A 23,833-nucleotide genomic window follows, 5' to 3' on the forward strand; every position below is an offset into this window, starting at 1 on the left:
GTGCGCGAGGGGCGGTGGGACCGGGGCGTCGGCGGGGCCGGTCGTGGGTTTGACCCCCTTGCGCCGCAGCGCGTACCGTTTGTTGGTCATCCGAGGTCGGCGGGTGCCTGCCCGCAGCTTCTTGCGGGGCGTACGGCACCGGCCGAATGCCCGCTCCCGTGCCTGTTCGAGGCCGGGGGTGTTGGGCTCCGACCGCAGCAACCGAAAGAGACGACCGTGAGCAAGCGTACGTACCAGCCGAACAACCGTCGCCGCCACAAGACGCACGGCTTCCGCCTGCGCATGCGCACCCGCGCCGGCCGCGCGATCCTGAACGCGCGACGCCGCAAGGGCCGCAAGGAGCTCGCGGTCTGAGCCGCCCGGCGGACCCGAGACCGACCGACTTGTGCTGCCCGCCGCCCACCGCCTGACCGACGCCACGAGCTTTCGCCGCGTCCTCCGGCGTGGGCGGCGTCGTGCTTCCCGGACGATCGTGGTCAGCGTGCTGCTGCCCGAGGGCGCCGGTCCGACGCCCGCCTCGTCCACGGTGGGGCTCGTGGTCTCCAAGGCGGTCGGCGGCTCGGTGGTCCGTACCCGGGTCAAGCGCCGGCTGCGCCACCTGAGCGCCGCGCGCCTGGCCTCGCTGCCCGTGGGCACCGAGATGGTGCTCCGCGCGTTGCCGCCGGCGGCCACCGCGAGCAGCTCCGAGCTGGGCACCGACCTCGACCGCTGCCTGCGCAGCCTGGTGCCGACCGAGCAGGTGAGCGCGTGAAGCAGCTGCTCGTGCTGCTGCTGCGCGGCTACCGCGCGGTGGTCAGCCCTCTCTACGGCCAGGTCTGTCGCTACTACCCTTCGTGCTCGGCCTACGCTCTGGAGGCAGTGGAGCGCCACGGTGCGGCCCGCGGCACCTGGCTGACGGTCCGCCGGCTCGGTCGGTGCCACCCGTGGGCCGAGGGCGGGGTCGACCACGTCCCCGGTCACGAGGCAGCCGCCGAGAACGACCCGTACGACGTGCACGACCACCAGACCGCCGGGACCCGTCCCGACACCCAAGGAGCCTGACGAGCCGTGGAAGCACTCTCCGACTTCGGGAACTTCATCCTGACGCCGCTGTACTACGTGATCTCGGCGATCATGATCGGGTTCCACGAGTTCTTCAGCCTGTTCCTGGACCCCGCGGGCGGTCTCGCCTGGGCCCTGTCGATCATCGGGCTCACGGTGGTCATCCGGATCTGCCTGATCCCGCTCTTCGTGCGGCAGATCAAGTCCAGCCGGAACATGCAGCTGATCCAGCCCAAGGTGGTGGAGCTGCGCAAGAAGTACGGGCACGACCGGCAGCGCATGGCCGAGGAGACCATGAAGCTGTACAAGGACGCGGGCACCAACCCGTTCGCGTCCTGCCTGCCGCTGCTGCTGCAGATGCCGATCTTCTTCGCCCTGTTCCGCCTGCTCGACCAGGCCGCCGACGGGACCCCGCACGGCTTCATGACCGCGGCGCGCGCGGAGGCGTTCGGCACCTCCGACATCTTCGGCTTCGTGCCGATCTCGGACACCTTCTGGCAGTCCCGCACCTGGGGCCCCACTCCCGACCTCAGCGTGATGCTCGTGGCGCTGGTGCTGGTGCTGGCGATGACCGCCACCACCTTCATCACCCAGCGCCAGCTGATGAGCAAGAACATGCCTGCCGACGCGCTGAAGGGCCAGTACGCCCAGCAGCAGAAGCTGCTCCTCTACGTCCTGCCGGTGGCCTTCGGCCTCGGTGGTGTGGCCTTCCCGATCGGCGTGCTCCTCTACTGGACCACCTCCAACCTGTGGACCATGGGCCAGCAGTTCTACGTCATCCGCAACAACCCCGCCCCGGGCACGCCGGCGATGGACGCGAAGCTCGACCGCGACAGGGCGAAGGCGATCCGCAAGGGCGAGGTCGTCGAGTCCGAGCCCGAGGTGCTCCCGGTCGCCGAGTCGCGTGCGGCCACGCGGCAGCAGCCGAAGCGGCAGACTCGTCAGCAGCGCCAGCAGGGGTCGCCCCGACCCAGCACGGGGGGGACGTCCGGGTCCCAGAAGCGGCCCGCGGGCCAGCGCCCGTCCGGGCAGCGACCCGGGGGCGGACCCAAGCCAGCGAACAAGAAGGGGAAGAAGTGAGCGAGCAGATCGACGAGCGGGACCAGGCCGGGACCGAGGCGCAGGTCGAGGAGGTCGCCTCCGGGGACGACCGGCCCGACCCGTCCGTGGAGGGCGGCGCGAGCGACGCGTCGACCGCCGACGAGGGCACCGAGGACCGGGTGAGCCAGCTCGAGCAGGAGGGCGACATCGCCGCCGACTACCTCGAGGAGCTGCTGGACATCGCCGACCTCGACGGGGACCTCGACATGGACGTCGACGGAGACCGTGCGGCGGTCTCGATCGTCGGCGCCGACCTCGGTCAGCTGGTGGGCAAGGACGGCGAGGTGCTCGACGCGCTGCAGGAGCTGACCCGCCTCGCGGTCTACCGGGAGACCGGTGAGCGCTCACGCCTCATGCTCGACATCAGTGGGCACCGGGCCGAGCAGAAGCGCCGCCTGGAGGAGCTCGCCGCACGGACCATCGCGGAGGTGCGGGAGTCGGGTTCGGCTGCCTCACTGGACCCGATGAGTCCGTTCCAGCGCAAGGTGGTCCACGACGCCGTGGCGGCCGCTGGGCTGTCGTCGGAGTCTGAGGGCACCGAGCCCCGTCGCTACGTCGTGGTGCTTCCCGCCGGATGAACGACGTTTCACGTGGAACACCCCCCGTCCCGGACACGGCGCGGGGGGTGTTCTCGTCCGCGGCCCTGCCGGTCGTGGAGCGCTACGCGGCGCTGCTGGCGACGGAGGGCGTGGTGCGCGGGCTGATCGGCCCGCGTGAGGTCCCCCGGTTGTGGGACCGGCACCTGGTGAACTCGATGGCTCTCGCCCCGGCGCTCGCCGACGGCGCCCGGGTCTGCGACGTCGGGACCGGCGCCGGACTGCCCGGTCTTGTCCTGGCCATCGGCCGGCCCGACCTCACCGTGACCCTCGTCGAGCCGCTGCTGCGACGGACGACCTTCCTGAGCGAGGTCGTCGAGGACCTGGGTCTGGAGAACGTCACCGTACTGAGGGCCCGGGCCGAGGAGGTACGGGGATCGAGCACCTTCGACGTGGTCACCTCGCGCGCGGTCGCCCCCCTCGGGCGGTTGCTGGAGTGGTGCATGCCGCTCACGTCGGCCCACGGACACGTCCTGGCCCTGAAGGGCTCGAGGGCGGCCGAGGAGATCCGCACCGTCCGCCCCCTGCTGGGGCGGAACGGATGGGCGCCGCCGGAGCTGGTGCAGGTGGGTCCGGACGGGGTGCTGCTCCTCGACGGGACGACCACGCCGAACGAGGATCCATCCACCGTGCGCGCTGTGCGTGTTCGCTGGGCCGATCCCGCACGGGTATCGTCATCGGTCGGTCGGGCAGGCAGCTCGGGGCCGGGTACGACACCCGGGCCTGGGCGGCGTGGGCGAGGCAGCGGCAGGCCCCGCCCCGGTCGTTGAGGCGTAGGTCCGGCGATGACGGCGTGAGAACGCTGAACCGTCGTGGTCGTCCCCGTGCACCGGGCTCGATGAGTTATCCACCGTTCAGGAGCACCCGCTGAGCGTGGTTGTCCACAGTTTTCGTTCTTTCTCCACAGGAGGCCCCGTGCCGGACGATCGCCATGTTTCACGTGGAACGTTGAATCCCACCGGCAGCGGCGTGCGCACAGCCGCCGAGCTCGCTGAGCGCGACGCCGGGTTCGAGGACCAGCTGACCCCGCTCGCCCGGGCCGCCCAGCACTCGCTGCTGGCGCGTCGGACCGCGGAGTCCCGCCCGCCGGCCGAGCGGCCCGCGTCGACTCGGGTGTTCGTGGTGGCGAACCAGAAGGGCGGCGTCGGCAAGACGACTTCCACGGTCAACATCGCTGCCGGGCTGGCCCAGCTGGGGCAGCGGGTCCTGGTCATCGACCTGGACCCGCAGGGCAACGCCTCGACGGCGTTGAACATCGACCACCGCCGAGGGACCCCGGGCACCTACGACGCGTTGGTGGACGGCGCAGCGTTGGCCGACGTGGCCAGCCCGTGCCCGGAGGTGGACGGGCTCGACGTGGTCCCGGCGACGATCGACCTGGCGGGAGCCGAGATCGAGCTGGTAAGCGTGGTCGCACGGGAGAGCCGCCTGAAGAAGGCGATCGCGGCGCACCCGCTGGTGGGGACGGCGGAGCAGGTCGGGGACGCGCGCTACGACTACGTGATCGTGGACTGTCCCCCGTCGCTGGGCCTGCTGACGCTGAACGCGTTGGTGGCGGGCGAGGAGATGATGATCCCGATCCAGGCGGAGTACTACGCCCTGGAAGGTCTGGGCCAGCTGATCGAGACGGTCGAGATGGTCAAGGCACACCTGAACCCGTCGCTGTCGGTCAGCACCATCCTGCTGACCATGTTCGACGCCAGGACCCGGTTGGCGGCCGGTGTCGCCTCCGAGGTGCGTGAGCACTTCGGCGAGCAGGTGCTCCGGACCAACATCCCGCGCTCGGTGCGCGTCAGCGAGGCCCCGTCGTACGCCCAGACCGTGATGACCTACGACCCCGGCTCGCCAGGCGCGCTCAGCTACCTCGAGGCGGCTCGCGAGATCACCGAGCGTGCGGTGACGGCATGACGGGCGCGCGGCCGGGCCCGCGTCGCGGTCTGGGGCGCGGTCTGGGCTCCCTGATCCCCACCCAGGCGCCGGTGGTCGAGCCGGAGTCGGATCGGGAGGCCGGCACCCCAGACACCCCGGGGGGCGCCGACGGTGCAGTCGGAGGCGTCGTCCAGGCAGCCGCGGAGGCGCCTGACGTCTCGGTGCCGGCTGACGTGCGTCCCGGCCTGGAGGACCTGGCGCCGGTCGAGGGTGCGTACTTCGTGGAGCTCCCGCCCGAGCAGATCCGGCCCAACCGGGTCCAGCCGCGGTCCTCCTTCGACGAGGAGGCGATGGCCGAGCTCGTGCACAGCGTGCGGGAGATCGGCCTGCTGCAGCCCATCGTGGTGCGTCGCACCGGCCCGGAGTCCTACGAGCTGGTCATGGGTGAGCGCCGCTGGCGCGCCAGCCAGGCTGCGGGTCTGGAGCGGATCCCGGCGATCGTCCGGGAGACCGAGGACACGGACATGCTCCGTGACGCGCTGCTGGAGAACCTGCACCGCTCGCAGCTCAACCCGCTCGAGGAGGCGTCGGCCTACGCGCAGCTGCTGGAGGACTTCGGCATCACCCACGAGGAGCTGGCCCAGCGGATCGGACGCTCGCGACCCCAGATCAGCAACACGCTGCGGCTGCTGAGGCTCAGCCCTGCGGTGCAGCGGCGGGTGGCGGCCGGGGTGCTGTCGGCGGGCCACGCCCGGGCGCTGCTCTCGGTCGACGACGCGGACCTCCAGGACCGCCTCGCGTCACGGATCGTGGCGGAGGGCATCAGCGTGCGGGCGCTCGAGGAGATCGTCGCCGTCGGTGACCAGGGCACACAGCGCCGGTCCCCCGGGCGTCGTCGTCCCTCGGCCCCGGGGCTGTCCGAGATCGCCGACCGGTTGTCGGACCGCTTCGAGACAACCGTCAAGGTGGACCTGGGCCGTTCCAAGGGCAAGATCACCGTCGACTTCGCGTCGCTGGAGGACCTGCAGCGGATCCTCGAGGTCATGGACCCCCGGAACCGCACCGACCGCCCCGTCTGACCGCGTCCGGCCCGGTGTCCGGCCCGGGACGGACGTTTCACGTGGAACCCGCAGGTGGGCCGCACGGTCGGAACTGCGCAATTGCGTAGTTTCGACACATGAGAACGGCTCTTCCCGGTCGTGTCGGCGCAATTGCGCTGTTGCGACAGAAGTGACCGTGCCGACGTGCCATGTTCTTCGTCTGCTGCGCACGGGGTGACACGACATGTCGCAACGGCGCAATGGCGCTGTTTCGACTGCAGTAGCGCTCACTTTCCAGTCATATCGGCGCAACTGCGCCGCTACGACAGCAGCCGGCAGCAGTCCGCACCGCCCCGAGGGCGGCCGCGTACGCCAGCATTGTCGACAAAACGACATGTTGCCAGATCGACCTGTCGATCTGGCGACACATCGATCTGGCTACTTCTTGCGGGCCGCGCGGCGCTTCTCTGCGCGGCGTCGCTTCTCCTCGGCGTCGAGGCGGAGGGCCTCGTCCGGGGTGGGGGCGCTGCCGCCGTACGACGCGGGCAGCCACCAGCTGCCCGGGGGCTGCTCGGGCTCGGGGTAGGCCCGGATCGTGCTGTCGAGCATCTGCGACATCCGCTCCTTCAACGCGCGGGTCTCCGCGGCCGGGTCGGCGCCCGTGGGGTGCAGGGGCTCGCCGACGCTGATCGCGATCGTCTTGCCGCGGGAGAAGTCCTTGTCGTGGTCCTTGGTCATCATCCGCTGGGTGCCCCACAGGATGACGGGCAGCAGCGGGACGCCGGCCTCGGCCGCGATCCGGACGGTGCCGGTCTTGAAGTCCTTGAGCTCGAAGGAGCGGGAGATCGTGGCCTCGGGGAAGATGCCGACGGCCTCGCCGGCCCGGAGGTGGTCCACCGCGGTCTGGAAGGACTGCACGCCGTCGCCCCGGTCGACCTCGATGTGGTGCAGCGAGCGCATGAGCGGGCCGGTCCACCGGTGGTCGAACAGCTCCCGCTTGGCCATGAAGCGCACCTTGCGGCCCGAGGGGTTGGCCGCGAGGCCGCCGTAGACGAAGTCGACGTACCCGATGTGGTTGTAGGCCAGCAGGACCCCGCCGGAGCGCGGGACGTGCTCGGTGCCGGTCATGGCGAACCGCTGCCCGAGCAGCCGGAACGCCGTCTTGGCCGTGACGATGATCGGCGGGTAGGTCAGGTCACGCACGGTGGTTGCTCCTGTGGTGTGGGCGGGGCGGGGTGTCGGACGGGGCGACGAGCGGCGGCACTAGCGTCGGCCGGCCAGGAAGTCGGCGATCCGGCCGATCGCCTCCTCCAGCACGCCCACGTCGGGCAGCGTGACCAGGCGGAAGTGGTCGGGACGGACCCAGTTGAACCCGGTGCCGTGGGTGACCAGGATCTTCTTGGCGCGCAGCAGCTCGATCACGAACGCCTCGTCGTCCTCGATCGGGTACACCTCGGGGTCCAGCCGCGGGAAGCAGTACAGCGCACCGCGGGGGCGTACGGAGCTGACCCCGGGGATCTCGTTGAGCATCCGGTCGGCCAGCATCGACTGCTCGTAGAAGCGCCCCCCGGGCACGATCAGCTCCTCGATCGACTGGTAGCCGCCGAGCGCGGTCTGGATGGCGTGCTGGGCGGGCACGTTGGCGCACATCCGCATGTTGGCGATCAGGGTGAGACCCTCGATGAAGTCGGTCGCGACCTCCTGGGGGCCCGAGATCAGCACCCAGCCGGCCCGGTAGCCGCAGACCCGGTAGGCCTTGGACAGGCCGCTGAAGGTCAGGCACAGCACGTCGTCGCCGGCGGCGAGCGCCGCGTGGTGGTGCACGGCGTCCTCGAACAGGATCTTCTCGTAGATCTCGTCGGAGAACACGACCAGCTCGTGGCGCCGGGCGATGTCGACCAGGCCCTCCACGACCTCCCTGCTGTACACCGCACCCGTGGGGTTGTTGGGGTTGATGATGACCAGGGCCTGGGTGTGCTCGGTGATCTTGGCCTCGACGTCGGCGAGGTCGGGGTTCCAGCCGTCGGCCTCGTCGCACTCGTAGTGCACCGGCACACCCCCCGAGAGCGTCACCGCGCCGGTCCACAGCGGGTAGTCCGGTGCCGGCACCAGGATCTCGTTGCCGTCGTCGACGAAGGCCTGGAGCACCATCGAGATCAGCTCGGAGACGCCGTTGCCGATGAAGACGTCGTCCACGACGGCGTCCCGCAGCCCCTGCTGCTGGTAGTACTGCGCGACCGCGGTGCGGGCGGGGTAGATCCCCCGGGAGTCGCTGTAGCCCTGCGCCTCGTGCAGGTGGTGGTGCATGTCGGCGAGGATCGCCTCGGGCGCCTCGAAGCCGAACGGGGCCGGGTTGCCGATGTTGAGCTTCAGGATCCGGTGGCCCTCCGCCTCCAGCCGCTGGGCCTCGACGAGGATGGGTCCTCGCACGTCGTAGCGGACGTTGTGGAGCTTGCGGCTCTGGCGGATCTGGCGCACCGCGTCATCCTCGCAGGTGGGCGGGGGCGCGGCCTACGATCGGTGCTGTGACCCGCCGGATCGTGCCGCTCACGCCCGACCGCCTCGCGGCGATGCCCGGGCCCTGCTCGACGTGCGTGGCGTGGGAGTGCTCCCCGGCCGACGCCGGCCGGCTCGACCACGACGCCGAGCAGCGCTGCGTGGAGAAGCTGGCGTGGGTCTCGTCGGTGCTGCGCGAGTGGGGCTCCTGCGGTCGGGTGGTGCTCGACGACGAGCGCCCGGTGGGGTACGTCGTGTACGCCCCGCCGGCCCTCGTGCCGGGCGCCGGCCGCTTCCCCACCTCACCGGCCTCGCCCGACGCCGTGCTGCTCACCAACCTGTGGGTGGCGCCGTCGCACACCGGCGTGGGGCTGGGGCGGCAGCTCGTCCAGCACCTGGCCCGCGACCTGGTCGACCGTGGCGGCTACCGGGCGGTCGAGGCCTTCGGCACCGCCGGTCCGCCGGTCTCGCCGCTCGGGTGGTCGTCCTGCGCGCCGCCGGCGGAGTTCCTGGCCCGGGTCGGGTTCGCCACCCAGCGCGAGCACCCGCGCCACCCGCGGATGCGGATGGACCTGCGGTCCCTGCTGCGCTGGCGCGACGAGCTGGAGGCGGCGGTCGAGCGGCTGCGGGGGGCGGTGCGCCCACCCGTACCGGTGGCGAGCCCCACCCGGACGCACGAGACGCGCCCCGCCGTGCGGCGGGACGCGTCTGCGTGAGGTGGTGCGACGACAGGCTCAGGCCAGGAAGTCGTCGAGCTCCTTGAGGATCGCTGCCTTCGGGCGGGCGCCGACGATGCTCTTGACGACCTCGCCGCCCTGGTAGACGTTGATCGTCGGGATGCCGGTGACCCGGTACGAGCTCGGGGTGACCGGGTTCTCGTCGACGTTCATCTTCAGGAAGGTGATCTTGTCGCCGTGCTCCCCGGACAGCTCGTCCAGGATCGGCGAGACCTGGCGGCACGGGCCGCACCACTCGGCCCAGAAGTCGACGAGGACGGGCTTCTCGGACTTCAGGACCTGGGACTCGAACTCGGCGTCGGTGACGGCGGCCATGTTGCTCACGATGACGTTCCTTCCATGCTGCAGGGGTCGGGGTGACCGGCGGCTCTCACCGCTGCGGTCAGGAGGAGAACGCCCCTCGCCCGGCCTTTGTTCCGGGCAGGGGGCCTCGGCCTCAGCCGGCGCTGCCGGCGCCCGCGGTCTGGACGATCTCGGCGACGGTCTCCGGGGAGGTGCCGCTGGTGACGGCCACGTGGTCGATCTCGGCGATGTAGCGCTCCGCGTCGAGCGCCGCGGCACAGCCGGTGCCGGCCGCGGTGATCGCCTGGCGGTAGTGGTGGTCGACCAGGTCGCCGCAGGCGAAGACGCCGGCCGCGTTGGTCGCCGTGCCCGGGTGGGTGACCAGGACGTAGCCGTTCTCGTCGAGGTCGATCTGGCCGTGCAGGAGCTCCGAGCGGGGGTCGTGCCCGATCGCGATGAACAGGCCCGTGGCGTCCAGGGGGCGGGTCTCGCCGGTGACGGTGTCCTTCAGCGTCAGCGACTCCAGCCGGTCCTCGCCGTGGATCTCCTCGACGGCGGCGTTCCAGATGATCTCGAGCTTCGGGTCGGCGAACGCGCGCTCCTGCATGATCTTCGAGGCGCGCAGCTCGTCGCGCCGCACGATCAGCGAGACCTTGGAGCCGAAGCGGGTCAGGAAGGTCGCCTCCTCGATGGCGGAGTCGCCACCGCCGACGACGGCGATGTGCTGCTCGCGGAAGAAGAAGCCGTCGCAGGTGGCGCACCACGAGACGCCGCGGCCGGACAGCTCGTCCTCGCGGGGCAGGCCCAGCTTGCGGTAGCCCGAGCCCGTGGCCAGGATCACCGACCGGGCCTGGTAGGTCTCGGTGGCGGTCGTGACGGTCTTCAGCGCGCCGGTGAGGTCGACCTCGGTCGCGTCGTCGGGCAGCAGCTCGGCGCCGAACCGCTCCGCCTGGGCGCGCATCTCATCCATCAGGGCCGGGCCCATGATGCCGTCGCGGAAGCCCGGGAAGTTCTCCACCTCGGTGGTGTTCATCAAGGCGCCGCCGGCGGTCACCGAGCCCTCGAGGACCAGCGGGTTCAGGTTGGCGCGCGCGGCGTACACGGCGGCGGTGTAGCCGGCCGGTCCCGAGCCGATGATGATCACGTTGCGGGGGTCGCTCATGACAGGCGTCTCTCTCCTCGACTGGTACGGCAGGCGCGGCGCCGCGGGGAGCGGGCCGTCGCTGGTCCCAACCGATCGTAGGGCCCGGGTGTTCCCGCGCCGGTCCGGCCGGGAGCAGGGCTCAGCGAGGCAGGGTGACGGACCTGACGACCTCGCCGGTGCCGCACTCGACGAGGTCGGCGACCTGGGTGGCCCGCGTGGGGGGTCGCAGCAGGAGCACGGCGGGTGCCTCCTGGTAGCGCACGGCCACCGGCCGACCGGCGCCCAGGTCGGTCCGGGCGCAGGTGAAGCCGGGCGCCGGGTCCCGCGGTGCCAGCTCGGATCCGTCCCCGAGCGCGGACGAGGACCGCTCGCGGCGCTCGGCCTGCTGCAGCGCGCGCACCCGCCGCACGTCGCGGGCGAACCGGGTCTCCCGGACGGCTGGGGGGTCGGCGACGAGCGCGAGCCGTTCCACCGCCAGCCCGCCACCGAAGGCGCGGGCGGCCCCGTCGCGGCGCGCCAGCTCGGACAGCGTGTCGGCCGCGGCGGAGCGCTCGGGCGCGTTCTCCTGGTCGGCTCCCGCCCGGTCGGGAGGGGTGTCCCGGGCGGCGCTGCCGGCGCTGTCGGACTGCGCGCTGCCCGACGCCTGGTCGGACGCCGGGCGGAGGACCTGGCCGAGGCCGATGCCGACGACCACGACGCTGACCGCCGCGACGAGCAGCGCGGTCGCGGCCCGGCGGCGCCGGTGGTGGTCGGCGCCGCCACGCGCCGCGGTCCCGGTCGTGGCGGTCCCGGTCCGAGCGGCCTCGGTCGGGGTGGTCCCGGTGGGTGCGGGCTCGTGGGCGGCGCCCAGCGACGCCAGGGTCTGCTCGGTCCGTGCGGCGACCTCGGGCGGCACGGGTCCGTCGTGGCGCGCGTCTCGCAGCAGGCGGCGCAGGGCCGCCTCCTCGCGGGGCGTCGGGTCACGGTCGGGCACGGGGTTCCTTCGGTCGGGCTCGGGAGGGGGACGGCCCTCCGCTGCTCGCGCCCCCGGCGCCGGTGCCCGTACCGGTGCCGGTGTCCCCGTCGTCGTCGTAGGCCGGCAGCGCGGCCTCCGTGGGCAGGTCCGCGACCGCGGTCGTGGAGGCGGTGGGGGTTTCGTCCGCGGGCACCGGCGCGGGGGGGTCCGGACGGGCCGGGATCTCGGGCACCGGGGGCAGCGACGTCGGGAACCGCTCGCGCACCGGAGGCAGCGTCGCGACCAGCGAGTCGGGGAGGCCGGCCTCGTCCCCGACGAACTCCGTCAGCCGCTCGGCGATCCCGGCTGCCGTGACGTCGAGGCGGCCGCGGGTGTCGGCGTGGGGGTGGAGGACCAGGTCGCAGAGCTGGTCGAGGGGCCGCGGCACGCCGGCCCGGACGCGGCGCGGCCGCAGCACGTGCCCGTGGTCGACCGGGGCCGCACGGACGTCGGAGCGGGACGCACCGGCCCAGCTCGCGGTGAGGGCGCAGTAGAGCAGGCCGGCCAGGTCGGTGACGTCGGTGGAGGTGCGGTCGTAGGCGACGCCGTGGAGCGCGGCGTCGACGCACATCCCGATCACGCGGACCTGCCCGTGCTGGTCGACGAGGACGTTCTCCGGTGCCAGCCGGCCGTGGCCGATCCCGGCGGCGTGGGCGCGGGCCACGCTGTCGGCCACCTGCGCCACGACCCATGCGGCGTGGCGGGGGGCGAGCACCTGCCCACCGCCGACCAGGATGTCCAGGGAGACCCCCGAGCCCCACTCGTTGACGACGTAGCAGACGTCGCCGTCGACGGCGGCGTCGAGCACCCGCAGCAGGCGCCGGTCGGCGACGGCGGTCGAGGCCCGCGCGGCGTCGAGCAGCGCCTGCGAGCGGGCGTCGTCCGCGGCGATGGTGTGCAGCGCCACGTGCCGGTCGAGCACGACGTCGTGCGCGCGCCAGAAGCGGCCGCTGCCGCTCTCGACCAGCAGGTCGACGAGGCGGTAGCGGCGTGCGAGGACGTCGCCGGGACGGAAGGCGCCGGTCACGGTCGTCGTGGTCCTCCCTGCGGTGCCGCTGGTGCCCTCGTCGTGCGCGAGGTCCTGGGGAGGCCCATCGTAGGCCCGCTCACCGGTGGCGTCCCGGGACCAGGCGCGACGGCAGCCGGGAGGTCACCAGCCCGGTGATCGCCGTGACCTCCTCGATCCGCAGCAGCCGGGCCAGCAGCAGGAACGCCACCACGTCGACGCCTCCCCCGACGAGCACGTGCACGGCCGAGAGGGTCCAGGGACGGTCCGGGCTCAGGGCGTCGAGACCCACGACGACCGCGAGCGCGAGCCCGGTCGCCAGCACGGCGGCGAGCCCGAGACGGGCCCCGAAGGCCAGCAGCCGTCGCGTCCCGAGGCCCCCGAGCAGGTGGCGCAGGACGGTGTAGGAGACCAGGGAGCCGACGGCGTACGCCGCGATGTAGGCCACCACCAGCGCCGGCGAGGTCTGCGCGGGGTCGGTCCGGGTCACCAGCGCGACGGCGACGGCGATGTTGGTGCCCGAGACCGCGCACTGGATCCAGAACACCGTCCGGGTGCGCTCGACGGCGTAGAACCCGCGGAGCATCAGGTAGTGCAGGGTGAAGAAGACCAGCCCGATCCCGAGCAGCGCGAGCGTCGGGGCGTAGCGCGGCCAGGTGTCGGCCGTCGCGCCGTGGCCCCACACCACGTGGGAGATGTCGCGGGCCAGCACCGGCAGCAGCAGGCCGAACGGCAGGATGACCACCAGGGCGGTCCGCAGGGTCGAGGCCAGCCCGGTCGCGAGGTCCGGCAGCCGTCCCTCCGCGGCGTGGGCGGAGAGCCGCGGGAGGATCGCGGTGGCCAGCGAGACCGTGACCACCGAGTGCGGCACCATCATGATCAGCATCGCGCTGGAGTAGACGGTGATGCCGGTGCCCTCGGGGCTCTGCGCGGTGCCGCCGGAGGCCAGCCGGACCACGACGGTGTACGCCAGCTGGTTCACGATCACGAACGCGACCGTCCAGGTGCCCAGCCGCAGGGTGTGGCCCAGGCCGGTGCCCCGGAAGTCGAAGCGGGGGCGGTAGCGGAAGCCGGCCGAGCGCAGGTACGGCACCAGGATCACCAGCTGCGCCACGATGCCCAGCGTGGACCCCACGCCCAGCAGCAGCTCCTGGCCCGGCGAGAACGGCCCGGACTGCTCGGCGGTCGTGGCGGGACCGTTGAGGAGCAGGTAGGCGGCGAGCACGGCGACCGCGAGGACGTTGTTGGCGATCGGCGCCCACATCATCGGCCCGAACCGGCCCCGGGCGTTGAGGATCTGACCGACCAGCACGAACATCCCGTAGAAGAACACCTGCGGGAGGCAGTAGCGGGCGAAGTCGATCGCCGAGCTCCGCTGGGCGGCGAGCTCGGGCTCCCCGAACTCGGAGCCGAGCAGGACGTCCATCACCAGCGGGGCCGCCACGACCAGACCGATCGTGACCAGGAGCAGGAAGATCCCGGCCAGGGTGATGATCCGGTTGGTGTAGGCCTCCCCGCCGTCGGGGTCGCCCTTCATCGAGCGCACCAGCTGCGGGACCAGGACGGCGTTGAACACCCCGCCGGCCAGCAGGATGTAGAGCATGTTCGGCACGGTGTTGGCGATCGTGAAGAGGTCGGCGTGGAGCCCGGCGCCCAGCGCCGCGGCCAGCAGCGCCGTGCGCACGAACCCCGACATCCGCGACACCACGGTGCCGGCGGCCATCACCGCGCTGCTGCCGAGCAGGCTCTTCTGGTCCGCCGCGGCGGCCTCCGCGGCGGCGACCCGGGAGGCGGACTCCGCCTGCTCCGCGGTGGGGGTGGCGTCCTGGGCGGCGTCGGCCCCGGTCCCGGTCTCGGCCCCGGTCACGGTGGGCCGTCCGCAGCGACCTCGGGCGAGCGGCCACGCCCGCGGACCCGGCGTACGGCCCGCAGCAGGACGGCCACGACCAACAGGCCGACCCCGGTGGCGATGATCACCCAGATCACATTGCTGACCTGGGCCGACCGGATCGGGACGGTGTCGCTGGAGGGCAGCGCGCGGCCGTCGACGTCGACCACGCGCAGCTCGACGTTGTGCACGCCGGGGCTGGTGTCGGAGGTCTCGATCAGGACGGTCGTCCGCGCGTCCGGGCCGATCTCGACGGGCTCGGGGGTGCGGACGGTGATCCCGCCGTCCACGACGGCCTCCACCCCGACGGTGACCGGCTGGTCGAGGCCGTTGACCACCGTGGCCGAGAAGTCGCCGGTGCCGCCGGACAGGGTGATCCCCGGCGGGGCGTCGACGGTCACCGCTTCCAGCCGCTCGCGGATCCACCCGGTGGAGGCGCGGGCGTGGTCGCGGGCGGTCTCGGGGTCGACGCGCCAGTCGTACCCCAGGGTGGTCAGGGCCTCCCCGGCGACGACCGAGGCCACCCGGGAGTTCCTGGTCAGCAGGTTCTGCAGGGTCTCCCCGCTCCGCCGCAGGGCGCTCGCGGCGGAGAACACTCCACCGTCGAGGGGGGTCGGCGTGCTCTCGGGGGGCTCGACCAGCTCGTCGGCCCGCACCGAGACACCGTCCTGCTCGGCGGCCCCGGACAGCGGGGTCAGCTCGAGACCCGCGTCGGTGAGGCCGTCGAAGAAGCTGCGGCCGCTCTGGGCGACCCAGTCGTCGGGCATGACCACGACCAGGGGCTCGGGCTCCACCGCCGGTCCGGGTTCCGGGGCGCCGGTGAGCTCGGTGTCGGCCCGACCCGGGCCCGCCGAGGGGTCGGGCGAGACGGCCGTGTCGTCGGTGGCCGCCTCGGCGGTGGCCGCGAGCTCCGCGGTGGCCTCGTCGGCGTCGACGAGGCGCAGCGCGGCCTCGGCCAGGATCCGCTGGCGCAGCGCCAGGCTGGTCAGCGCCTCGGTGGGACCGGGACCGCCGGAGCTCGCGCCGGCGGAGGCCAGCACCACGGGCCGGCCCTCGACCGTGGCGAGGCTGGGCGCGACGCCCTGGACCATCTCGTCGCTGCCCAGCAGCAGCGAGGCGGGGTCGCGGTCGTCGAGCTCCGCGATCTCGGCGGCGGTCAGGAAGCCGTCGGGGGGAGCCACGACCGGCACCGGGTCGTTGCCACCCAGCACCGACCTCAGGGCCGCGCTGGTCCTGCGGCGCGCCTCGAGGTAGGTGCGCGGCTCGCGCTCGAGGGCGGCGGCGACGTCGACGTCGCCGTAGGGCAGGGCGAGCACCTCGTCGCCACCGGTGCCGTCGCGGAAGCGGTCGAGCCAGGCCAGGGCACGCTCGGCGGCCTCCGTCGTGCTGGTGTCACCGGTGTCCGGGGGGACGGCCCCGGGCTCCTCCGAGGCGTCGGGGTCCTCCGAGGGGATCGCGCTCGCGTCGTCCGCGGGGTCCGGCGCCGGGACCGTCGTCGCGGAGTAGCCGAGGTCGCCCTCGGTGCCGTCGGTGCCGTCGGGGTCCGTCGGCGGCTCCTGGCTCGCGTCGTCCGAAGGGGCCTCCGCGTCGTCGCCCTGGCCGTCCTCGCCCCCGTCGTCCGGTGCCACGTCGGTGGGGGACAGGTCGCGCGGGGGGTTGGCCACGGCGAGCTGCGTGACGGCCTCGACCACGGCCGGGTCGAGGAGCCAGCTGACCGGGTCGCTGCCGGCGGCGGCACCGAAGTCGAGACGGTCGCGCAGGGACCCGCCGAGCCCGAGCCGTTGCGCCCAGCTGCCGGTGTCGGCCACGGAGCCGTCGGCGGTGTAGGAGACCGGGGTGCGCAACGGGACCACCAGCGACAGCGGGAGCGGGCTGGCGACCTCCTCGGGCATCAGCGGCAGGAAGGTGCGGGCCCTGCCGTCGGTGAACTCGTCGCGTCCCTCGGGGCTCTCGCCGAGGGCGTGGACGCCGAACCAGTAGACGCCCGGCTCCGGCTCCGCGGCCCCGTTGGCGGCCTCCTCGAGCAGCAGCCGGCTGGGCACGGACAGCGAGAAGGACGCGCTCTCACCCGGCTCGAGGACCTCGACCAGGTCCGTGGCCGTCTCGTCGAGCACGCGGTCGCCGACCAGCAGGTCCTCGGGCGCCAGCGCCGCCTCGTCGAGCTCGGCGACGTCGTCGATCGGGTCGGCGCCGATGAAGGTGTAGAGCTTCACCTGGCGCCACGCCACCTCGTCGGCGTTGGTGACCGAGCCGGTGACCTGGACCCGCCCGCTGCGGGGCAGCTCGCCGGGCACGATGTCGTCCAGCTCGACGGCCAGGGGCGTGGTCGGGGTGGCCGCGGCGGCGGCCACGGCGGGGGCGGCGACGCCCGGGACGACACCACCGGCCACGCACGCGACCAGGCCTCCGAGCAGGCCCGCGGCCGCCGCACGACGGGTCGCCGAGCGGGCGCGCGCGTCGATGCGTCGTCCCTGGCGGCCCACCCGGCGAGCCTAGGACATCGCCCGCGAGGTCCACCGGCGCCGCGACCGGGGACCCGGGCGAGGGGTACGTGCCGCTCGCCGCAGCCCGTAGACTGCTCGGCCGTGCCCGACCCCGTTCCCGCCCCCCTGCAGATGGTCGAGGTGCAGCGCACCGCCGACGCGGAGCTGGACCGGCTCCGGCCCGTGCTGGACGGCCTCGGCGAGGCGTTCGAGGACGCCGGCCACGAGCTCGCCCTCGTCGGCGGGCCGGTGCGCGACGCCATGCTCGGCCGGGCCCACACCGACCTGGACCTGACCACGTCGGCGCTCCCGGACGAGACCGAGCGGATCCTCAAGACGTGGGGCGACGTGACGTGGGACGTCGGGCGTGCCTTCGGCACGATCGGCTGCCGCAAGGGCCCCTGGCAGGTCGAGGTCACGACCTACCGCACCGACGTCTACGACGCCGACTCCCGCAAGCCCGAGGTCGCCTACGGCGACACCCTCGCCGGCGACCTGGGCCGACGGGACTTCACCGTCAACGCGATGGCGGTGCGGTGGCCCGGGCGGGCGTTCGAGGACCCGTACGGCGGGATCGCCGACCTGGCGGACCGGGTCCTGCGCACCCCCGTCACCCCGGAGCAGTCCTTCTCCGACGACCCGCTGCGGATGATGCGTGCGGCCCGGTTCGCCTCGCAGCTCGGGTTCGAGGTGGCGCCCGAGGTGGTCGCGGCGATGACCGAGATGGCCGACCGGATCGACATCGTCTCGGCCGAGCGGGTCCGCGACGAGCTGGTCAAGACGATCTGCGGACGCTGGCCCCGCCGCGGCCTGAAGCTGCTGGTCGAGACGGGCCTGGCCGACCGGGTGCTGCCCGAGCTGCCGGCCCTGGCGCGCGAGCGCGACGAGCACCACCGCCACAAGGACGTCTACGAGCACACGCTGACGGTGCTGGAGCAGTCGATCGAGCTGGAGGAGCGGCTGCCCGGTGGCGGGCCGGACCTGGTCTCGCGGCTGGCGGCGCTGATGCACGACGTCGGCAAGCCGCGCACGCGCAAGTTCCTCGACGACGGGACGGTGACCTTCCACCACCACGACGTCGTCGGCGCCAAGCTCACCCGCAAGCGGATGAAGGCGCTGCGGTTCTCCAACGACGAGACCGACGCGGTGACGCAGCTGGTCGAGCTGCACCTGCGCTTCCACGGCTACGGCTCCGGGGAGTGGACCGACTCGGCGGTGCGCCGCTACGTCCGCGACGCCGGGGACCAGCTCGAGCGGCTGCACGTGCTGACCCGGGCCGACTGCACGACCCGCAACCAGCGCAAGGCGGCCCGGCTGCGGCGCACCTACGACGACCTCGAGGAACGGATCGCGCGGCTGTCGGAGGAGGAGGAGCTGGCGTCGCTGCGACCCGACCTCGACGGCAACGAGATCATGGAGGTGCTCGGCATCGGGCCCGGTCGCGAGGTGGGCCTGGCCTACCGGCACCTGCTCGACCTGCGTCTCGAGGAGGGCCCGAAGACGCCCGAGGAGGCCCGGGCGGCGCTGCGGTCCTGGTGGGCCGACCAGCAGGGCCCCGACGACCAGGCACGGGGATGAGCACGCACGGCAAGGACGTCACCACCTCGGAGGTCGGCCGGCGCACGCCGCACGTCTGGTCGACGCAGTGGTGGCGCGCGCGGATGCACGACGCCGTCTTCTGGACCGACGTCACCCAGCTGGCCAAGACCGTCCTGGCCGCGACCCTGGCGTGGGTGCTGGCCACCAGCGTCTTCCGGCTCGAGCAGGCCTTCCTGGCCCCGTGGGCCGCCCTGCTGGTGGTGAACTCCACCGTCTACCGGACGCTGTCCCAGGGCGGTCGGCAGGTCGCCGCCACCGTGCTGGGCGTGCTGGTCGCCTCCGCCGCGGGCCAGGCGCTCGGGCTGGACGTGGCGAGCGTGGCGATCGCGATGGCCGTGGGCCTGGCGATCGGCTCGGTGGCGCTGCTGGAGGGCCAGGAGACCACCGTGGCGGCGACCGCCCTGGTGGTGCTGACCACCGGGTTCTCCGACGACGACAGCGTCCTGCTCGCCCGGCTGCTCGACACCGGGATCGGGATCGCGGTCGGGATCGGGGTGAACCTGCTGGTCTGGCCGCCGCTGCGCCGGCGGACCGCGATCGCGGCGATGGACGCGATCGACGACGCGATCGGCGGCCTGCTGGTCGACATGGCCGACGGCGTGCGGCGCGGGGTCACGACGACCGACACGACGGCCTGGGTCGAGCGGACCCGCGACCTCGACGACGACCTCGACGCCGCGTGGGCGCTGGTGCGCCAGGCCCGCGAGAGCGCCCGGCTCAACCCGCGTCGCTCGGCGCGGGGCTGGCGCGACCCCGCCGAGTGGCACGGCCTGCTCAAGCGGATGGAGCAGGCGATCGCGGAGTGCCGCAGCCTGGCCCGGACCCTGTCGCTGAGCGTCGAGGGCGGCTCGGACTGGGACGACGACTTCCGCGCCCGGTTCGTGACGCTGCTGCACGAGAGCGGCAAGGCGGTCGAGGACGCCGACCACCAGCCGCTGGTGGAGATCCGCGAGCGCCTCGACGGCCTCGTCGACGAGCTCACCGAGGCCGGGCTGCCCGCGCGCCTGTGGCCGGAGTACGGCGGGGTGCTCATCAACCTGCGCAACGTGCTGGCGGCGATGGACGAGGTGGCCAAGGCCAACCCGCTCGGCCAGCCCCCGCTGCCGTTCCGGCTGCGCCCCCCCGCCCCGCCGAGATGACGCTCGCGGACAGCCGAGATGACGCTCGCGGCGCCTCGAGGTGACGGTTGCGGACACCCTGGGACGCAGCGAGGGCCCCGACGCGATCGCGTCGGGGCCCTCGTCGTACGACGGGTCGTCGTGGGGTGGTGCTCAGTCGGTGCCCTGGTCTCGTCACGCCCGTCGCGGGCTCGTTCCTAGCCCGCGGGGCTGCTCGACCCGCGGGCTAGGACCGACCAGGCACTCGTCCCTCGTGACTAGTCGGTGCCCTTGATGAAGGCCTCGACGCGTCGGCGGCCCTCCTCGTCGTTGAGCTGCACCGGCGGGGACTTCATCAGGTAGGACGAGGCCGACAGCACGGGGCCGCCCTGACCGCGGTCCTTGGCGATCTTCGCCGCGCGGACCGCGTCGATGATGATGCCGGCGGAGTTCGGGGAGTCCCAGACCTCGAGCTTGTACTCGAGGTTGAGGGGGACGTCGCCGAACGCGCGACCCTCGAGGCGGACGTAGGCCCACTTGCGGTCGTCGAGCCACGGGACGTAGTCCGAGGGGCCGATGTGGACGTTGCGGTCGTCGATCTTGTCCTTGAGCTCGCCCTCGAGGTTCGAGGTGACGGCCTGGGTCTTGGAGACCTTCTTGGACTCCAGGCGCTCGCGCTCGAGCATGTTCTTGAAGTCCATGTTGCCGCCGACGTTCAGCTGGAACGTCCGGTCGAGCGCGACGCCGCGGTCCTCGAACAGCTTGGCCATCACGCGGTGCGTGATGGTGGCGCCGACCTGGCTCTTGATGTCGTCGCCGACGATCGGGACACCCGCGTCCTCGAACTTCTTGGCCCACACGGGGTCGGAGGCGATGAAGACCGGCAGCGCGTTGACGAAGGCGACGCCCGCGTCGATGGCGCACTGCGCGTAGAACTTGTCCGCCTCCTCCGAGCCCACCGGCAGGTAGGAGACCAGGACGTCGGCCTGGGTCTCGCGGAGCACGGAGACCACGTCGACCGGCTCGGCGCCGGACTCGGAGATGGTCTGGCGGTAGTACTTGCCGAGACCGTCCAGGGTCGGGCCGCGCTGCACCTCGATGCCGAGGGTCGGGACGTCGGTGATCTTGATGGTGTTGTTCTGCGAGGCGTTGATCGCCTCCGACAGGTCCTTGCCGACCTTCATGTCGTCGACGTCGAACGCGGCGACGAACTCGACGTCGGAGACGTGGTACTCACCGAAGACGACGTGCATGAGACCGGGGACTACGGCCTCGCGGTCGGCGTCCTTGTAGTACTCGACGCCCTGGATCAGGGACGTGGCGCAGTTGCCCACGCCCACGATGGCTACTCGAACCGATCCCATGGGGACTTCCTCTCGTTTCTTCACTTCACTGCCCCGGATCTGTCGGGGCCGGGTCTGGGGTGCGGACGACGCCACGCTCGGCGTCGATCAGGTCGGACAACCAGCGCACCTCGCGCTGGACCGACTCCACGCCGTGCCTCTGGAGCTCGGCGGCGTAGCGGTCGACCTCGGCCTGGGTCATGGCGAGCTCGCCCTGGACCCGGTCGAGACGCTCCTGGAGGCGGGTGCGACGTCCTTCGAGGACGCGCAGCCGGATCTCCATGTCGGTCGAGGAGAAGAAGGCGAACCGGATGTCGAAGTTGTCGTCCTCCCACGCGGTCGGACCCACCTCCGACATCAGACGCTCGAACTCGGCGGTGCCGGCGGGCGTCACCTCGTAGACGATCTTCGGCCGGCGCGAGGTCGCTCCGGCCGCGCTGATCGCGGTCTCCTCGATGAGCTGGTTGCGCAGCATCTTCTTCAACGCCGGGTAGAGGGAGCCGTACGACAGCACCCGCCCCCACCCGAGCATCAGGTTCAGGCGCTTGCGCAGCTGGTAGCCGTGCATGGGTCCCTCGTGCAGCAGTCCGAGGACTGCCAGCTCGATGGTCTCTCCACGACGTGCCACGCGATGCATCGTAGCGATATATCCGCGCACTCGAAACCACCGATAGGTCACACCAGAGGGTGAACAGGTGTGCTCCGGCTCACGTCGGGAGCGCCCAGGGAGCGCGACCCTGCCTCTACAGTGGAGCGGCCCTCCGCCCCCGGTGGGGCCGCGGAGCACGATCCCCCTAGGTGACGGAGACGAGAAGTTGGCTGGCAAGCGCCGGGCCCAGGGCCCCGCCTCCACGCGGTCCGAGGGCCGCACGAGCCGTACGAGCACCGCGGCGTCGCCCCCTCGGTCCTTCCGCAGCCGCCTGTGGCGGGTGGGCCGCTGGTTCCTGGCCCTCGGCCTGGTGGGGGCGCTGGTGGGGGTGCTGGCCTTCGTGGCCGTCTACCGCGCGATCGACATCCCGGACCCGAACGCCGACTTCCTCACCGAGACCTCCTACGTCTACTACGCCGACGGGGAGGACGAGATCGGGGAGTTCGCCACCCAGGACCGCGACTCCATCCCCTACGAGCAGATGCCCGAGGCGGTGCGCAACGCCGTGGTCGCCGCGGAGGACCAGACGTTCTGGACCAACCAGGGCATCGACCCGCGCGGCATCGTGCGTGCGGCGTTCAACAACGCCCAGGGCGGTGACACCCAGGGCGCCTCGACGATCACCCAGCAGTACGTCAAGATCCTCTACCTGACCCAGGAGCAGAGCCTGGAGCGCAAGGTCAAGGAAGCGATCCTGTCGTTGAAGGTCCAGCGCAGCCAGTCCAAGAAGCAGGTGCTGGAGGGCTACCTCAACACCATCTACTTCGGGCGTGGCGCCTACGGGATCGAGGCGGCCTCCGAGGCGTTCTTCGCCAAGCCCGCGGCCGAGCTCGACCTGCGCGAGTCGGCGGTGCTGGCCAGCGTCATCAACAACCCCACCCGCTTCGACCCGGCCAACGGCAAGGACAACCGCCGCGAGCTGCTGGGCCGCTACCAGTACACCCTGGCCAACATGGCCGAGGTCGGCGACATCAGCCAGCAGGAGGCCGACGAGGCCGCCCGCCGGCTGCCCGAGCTCCCGGCCATCGAGGCCGACGACGCGTACGGCGGCCAGTCCGGCCACATGCTGCGCCTGGTCCGCAACGAGCTGCAGTCCCTCGGGTTCAGCGAGTCCGAGATCGACGGCCAGGGGCTGCGGGTCACCACGACCTTCACCCCGCAGGCGATGCAGGCGGCGGAGGAGGGCGCGCTGGAGGCCCGGCCGGAGGGCTTCGGCGACGAGCAGCTGCACATCGGCGTGGCCTCGGTCGAGCCCGGGACCGGGGCGCTGCGCGGCTTCTACGGCGGCCAGGACTTCCTGGACTCCGAGATCAACTGGGCCGCGACCGGCGGCATGATCGGCTCGACGATGAAGCCGGTGACGCTGGCCACCGCGCTCGAGAGCGGCTTCTCGCTCACCGACACCTTCGAGGGCAACTCGCCCTACGAGTTCCCCGACGGCCTCGCGGTCCGCAACGAGGGCACCGGGCCCGACGGGCTCGGCGAGGACTACGGCTCGGCGATCGACGCGGTCGCGGCGCTCGAGGACTCGGTGAACACCGCCTTCGTCGACATGAGCGTGCGGATCCCCGACGGCCCGGCCACGATCCTCGACACCGCCAACCGCGTCGGCATCCCGCCCAGCCAGGCCTCCAACCAGTTCCCCGGGATCCCGAGCACCTCGGTCGACCTGACCGACGAGGACACGCTGCTGACGCTGGGCCGGGCCCGGGTCAGCCCGGTCAACATGGCCAACGCCTACGCCACCTTCGCCAACCGCGGGCAGGAGGCGGACGTCCACGTCGTCGAGAGCGTCACCGACGCCGACGGCCAGGAGCTCTACGCCCACCGCACCTCCACGGAGGAGGCGGTCGACCAGCCGATCGCCGACGACGTCTCCTACGCCATGCAGGAGGTCGTCGCCGACGGCAGCGGCCAGACCGTGCTGCCGCTGGGCCGCCCGGCCGCCGGCAAGACCGGCACGGCCACCAACGACGACGACGAGGTGTCCTCGGCGTGGTTCGTGGGCTACACGCCGCAGCTGGCGACCGCGGTGATGTACGTCCGGGGCGACGGCGACGACGCCCTCGACGGGTGGCTGCCGACCTACTTCGGCTCCGGGTACCCCGCCGAGACCTGGCTCGCGGTCATGCAGCGGGCGCTCGAGGGCACGGCCGTCGAGGAGTTCCCGCCGCCGGCAAACGTGGACGGTGACGCGCCCGACGGCACCGACGACGTCGTCACCCCGGCGCCCGAGCCGGTGCCGACCACGACCGCGCCGCCGGCGCCGCCGCCGACCACGTCGCAGGCGCCGCCCCCGCCGCCGTCCCCGACCCGGACGCCGACGCAGCAGCCGACCCCGACGCCGACGCCGACCCCGACGCCGACCCCGACGACGCCGCCCCCCAGCACGTCGCCGCCGACGTCCGCGCCGCCGAGCTCGCCGCCGCCGACCCTCATTCGCCCGGACCCCCGCCGCCCTGATCGGC

General features: G+C 72.7%; 22 protein-coding genes and 1 pseudogene. 12 read left to right on the forward strand and 11 right to left on the reverse strand.

Going from position 1 to position 23,833, the window contains the following annotated elements:
* The first annotated feature begins 216 nt into the window (after positions 1-216).
* The 8 genes from rpmH (at position 217) to GV155_RS00040 (ending at position 5,686) form a co-directional block, all read left to right on the forward strand.
* Positions 217-354 carry a 50S ribosomal protein L34 gene (gene rpmH / locus GV155_RS00005; protein ID WP_160004090.1) on the forward strand — a complete coding sequence of 46 codons (138 nt, stop codon included), beginning with the start codon at positions 217-219 and terminating at the stop codon, positions 352-354.
* A 31-nt stretch (positions 355-385) separates the two neighbouring features.
* Positions 386-751, forward strand: coding sequence for a ribonuclease P protein component (gene rnpA / locus GV155_RS00010; protein ID WP_160004092.1), 366 nt, complete (start codon positions 386-388; stop codon positions 749-751).
* On the forward strand, positions 748-1,041 hold the full coding sequence (gene yidD / locus GV155_RS00015) for a membrane protein insertion efficiency factor YidD (RefSeq protein ID WP_160004094.1): 294 nt from the start codon (positions 748-750) through the stop codon (positions 1,039-1,041). Before rnpA ends, yidD begins: the two co-directional genes overlap by 4 nt.
* 6 nt (positions 1,042-1,047) lie before the next feature.
* Entirely contained in the window at positions 1,048-2,121 is a 1,074-nt protein-coding gene (gene yidC / locus GV155_RS00020; RefSeq protein ID WP_160004096.1) for a membrane protein insertase YidC, read from the forward strand.
* Positions 2,118-2,720 (forward strand): Jag family protein, encoded by a 603-nt coding sequence (locus GV155_RS00025; RefSeq protein ID WP_201299994.1) that lies wholly within the window; start codon positions 2,118-2,120, stop codon positions 2,718-2,720. The genes yidC and GV155_RS00025 overlap by 4 nt, the downstream gene beginning before the upstream one ends.
* A gap of 47 nt (positions 2,721-2,767) precedes the next feature.
* The gene (gene rsmG, locus GV155_RS00030; protein ID WP_236553733.1) at positions 2,768-3,508 is read left to right on the forward strand and encodes a 16S rRNA (guanine(527)-N(7))-methyltransferase RsmG; all 741 of its coding nucleotides are present in this window, start codon (positions 2,768-2,770) and stop codon (positions 3,506-3,508) included.
* A 199-nt stretch (positions 3,509-3,707) separates the two neighbouring features.
* On the forward strand, positions 3,708-4,646 hold the full coding sequence (locus tag GV155_RS00035) for a ParA family protein (RefSeq protein ID WP_160004100.1): 939 nt from the start codon (positions 3,708-3,710) through the stop codon (positions 4,644-4,646).
* Entirely contained in the window at positions 4,643-5,686 is a 1,044-nt protein-coding gene (locus tag GV155_RS00040; RefSeq protein ID WP_160004102.1) for a ParB/RepB/Spo0J family partition protein, read from the forward strand. The genes GV155_RS00035 and GV155_RS00040 overlap by 4 nt, the downstream gene beginning before the upstream one ends.
* Before the next feature lie 399 nt (positions 5,687-6,085).
* Here the strand turns inward: GV155_RS00040 and GV155_RS00045 are convergent, their stop codons facing one another.
* The gene (locus tag GV155_RS00045; protein WP_160004104.1) at positions 6,086-6,850 is read right to left on the reverse strand and encodes a lysophospholipid acyltransferase family protein; all 765 of its coding nucleotides are present in this window, start codon (positions 6,848-6,850) and stop codon (positions 6,086-6,088) included.
* A gap of 60 nt (positions 6,851-6,910) precedes the next feature.
* Positions 6,911-8,125 (reverse strand): pyridoxal phosphate-dependent aminotransferase, encoded by a 1,215-nt coding sequence (locus GV155_RS00050; RefSeq protein WP_160004106.1) that lies wholly within the window; start codon positions 8,123-8,125, stop codon positions 6,911-6,913.
* A 47-nt stretch (positions 8,126-8,172) separates the two neighbouring features.
* On the opposite strand from GV155_RS00050, the gene GV155_RS00055 reads away from it, so the two are divergent.
* Entirely contained in the window at positions 8,173-8,859 is a 687-nt protein-coding gene (locus tag GV155_RS00055; RefSeq protein WP_160004108.1) for a GNAT family N-acetyltransferase, read from the forward strand.
* An 18-nt stretch (positions 8,860-8,877) separates the two neighbouring features.
* On the opposite strand, the gene trxA is transcribed toward GV155_RS00055, so the two are convergent.
* The 6 genes from trxA to GV155_RS00085 all read right to left on the reverse strand — a co-directional run bounded on the left by trxA (position 8,878) and on the right by GV155_RS00085 (position 16,677).
* Positions 8,878-9,195, reverse strand: coding sequence for a thioredoxin (gene trxA, locus GV155_RS00060; RefSeq protein ID WP_160010568.1), 318 nt, complete (start codon positions 9,193-9,195; stop codon positions 8,878-8,880).
* A 121-nt stretch (positions 9,196-9,316) separates the two neighbouring features.
* The gene (trxB, locus tag GV155_RS00065; RefSeq protein WP_160004110.1) at positions 9,317-10,324 is read right to left on the reverse strand and encodes a thioredoxin-disulfide reductase; all 1,008 of its coding nucleotides are present in this window, start codon (positions 10,322-10,324) and stop codon (positions 9,317-9,319) included.
* A 121-nt stretch (positions 10,325-10,445) separates the two neighbouring features.
* Entirely contained in the window at positions 10,446-11,279 is an 834-nt protein-coding gene (locus GV155_RS00070) for a hypothetical protein (protein WP_160004112.1), read from the reverse strand.
* Positions 11,266-12,327: a protein kinase family protein gene (locus GV155_RS00075; protein WP_160004114.1), complete on the reverse strand. Its 1,062-nt coding sequence runs from the start codon at positions 12,325-12,327 to the stop codon at positions 11,266-11,268. The genes GV155_RS00070 and GV155_RS00075 overlap by 14 nt, the downstream gene beginning before the upstream one ends.
* A gap of 79 nt (positions 12,328-12,406) precedes the next feature.
* Positions 12,407-14,173, reverse strand: coding sequence for a murein biosynthesis integral membrane protein MurJ (gene murJ, locus GV155_RS00080; protein WP_236553734.1), 1,767 nt, complete (start codon positions 14,171-14,173; stop codon positions 12,407-12,409).
* Entirely contained in the window at positions 14,170-16,677 is a 2,508-nt protein-coding gene (locus GV155_RS00085; protein ID WP_160004116.1) for a DUF6049 family protein, read from the reverse strand. Before GV155_RS00085 ends, murJ begins: the two co-directional genes overlap by 4 nt.
* Positions 16,678-16,809: 132 nt before the next feature.
* Here GV155_RS00085 and GV155_RS00090 point away from each other — a divergent pair, with 132 nt between their 5' ends.
* Together GV155_RS00090 and GV155_RS00095 are read left to right on the forward strand one after the other, a co-directional pair.
* Positions 16,810-18,255 carry a CCA tRNA nucleotidyltransferase gene (locus GV155_RS00090; RefSeq protein ID WP_160010572.1) on the forward strand — a complete coding sequence of 482 codons (1,446 nt, stop codon included), beginning with the start codon at positions 16,810-16,812 and terminating at the stop codon, positions 18,253-18,255.
* Positions 18,252-19,415 (forward strand): FUSC family protein, encoded by a 1,164-nt coding sequence (locus GV155_RS00095; RefSeq protein ID WP_160004118.1) that lies wholly within the window; start codon positions 18,252-18,254, stop codon positions 19,413-19,415. Before GV155_RS00090 ends, GV155_RS00095 begins: the two co-directional genes overlap by 4 nt.
* Before the next feature lie 236 nt (positions 19,416-19,651).
* On the opposite strand, the gene GV155_RS00100 is transcribed toward GV155_RS00095, so the two are convergent.
* Together GV155_RS00100 and GV155_RS00105 are read right to left on the reverse strand one after the other, a co-directional pair.
* Positions 19,652-20,737 (reverse strand): inositol-3-phosphate synthase, encoded by a 1,086-nt coding sequence (locus tag GV155_RS00100; RefSeq protein WP_160004120.1) that lies wholly within the window; start codon positions 20,735-20,737, stop codon positions 19,652-19,654.
* A gap of 25 nt (positions 20,738-20,762) precedes the next feature.
* On the reverse strand, positions 20,763-21,344 hold the full coding sequence (locus tag GV155_RS00105) for a PadR family transcriptional regulator (RefSeq protein WP_160004122.1): 582 nt from the start codon (positions 21,342-21,344) through the stop codon (positions 20,763-20,765).
* Positions 21,345-21,846: 502 nt separating this feature from the next.
* Between GV155_RS00105 and GV155_RS21025 the strand changes: the two are divergent.
* A pseudogene (locus tag GV155_RS21025) lies at positions 21,847-23,346 on the forward strand (transglycosylase domain-containing protein); the annotation flags it as partial.
* A 104-nt stretch (positions 23,347-23,450) separates the two neighbouring features.
* On the opposite strand, the gene GV155_RS20580 reads toward GV155_RS21025, so the two are convergent.
* Positions 23,451-23,804, reverse strand: coding sequence for a hypothetical protein (locus GV155_RS20580; protein WP_236553736.1), 354 nt, complete (start codon positions 23,802-23,804; stop codon positions 23,451-23,453).
* Positions 23,805-23,833 lie beyond the last annotated feature (29 nt).

The organism is Nocardioides sp. AX2bis (assembly GCF_902506435.1).
GTDB lineage: Bacteria > Actinomycetota > Actinomycetes > Propionibacteriales > Nocardioidaceae > Nocardioides.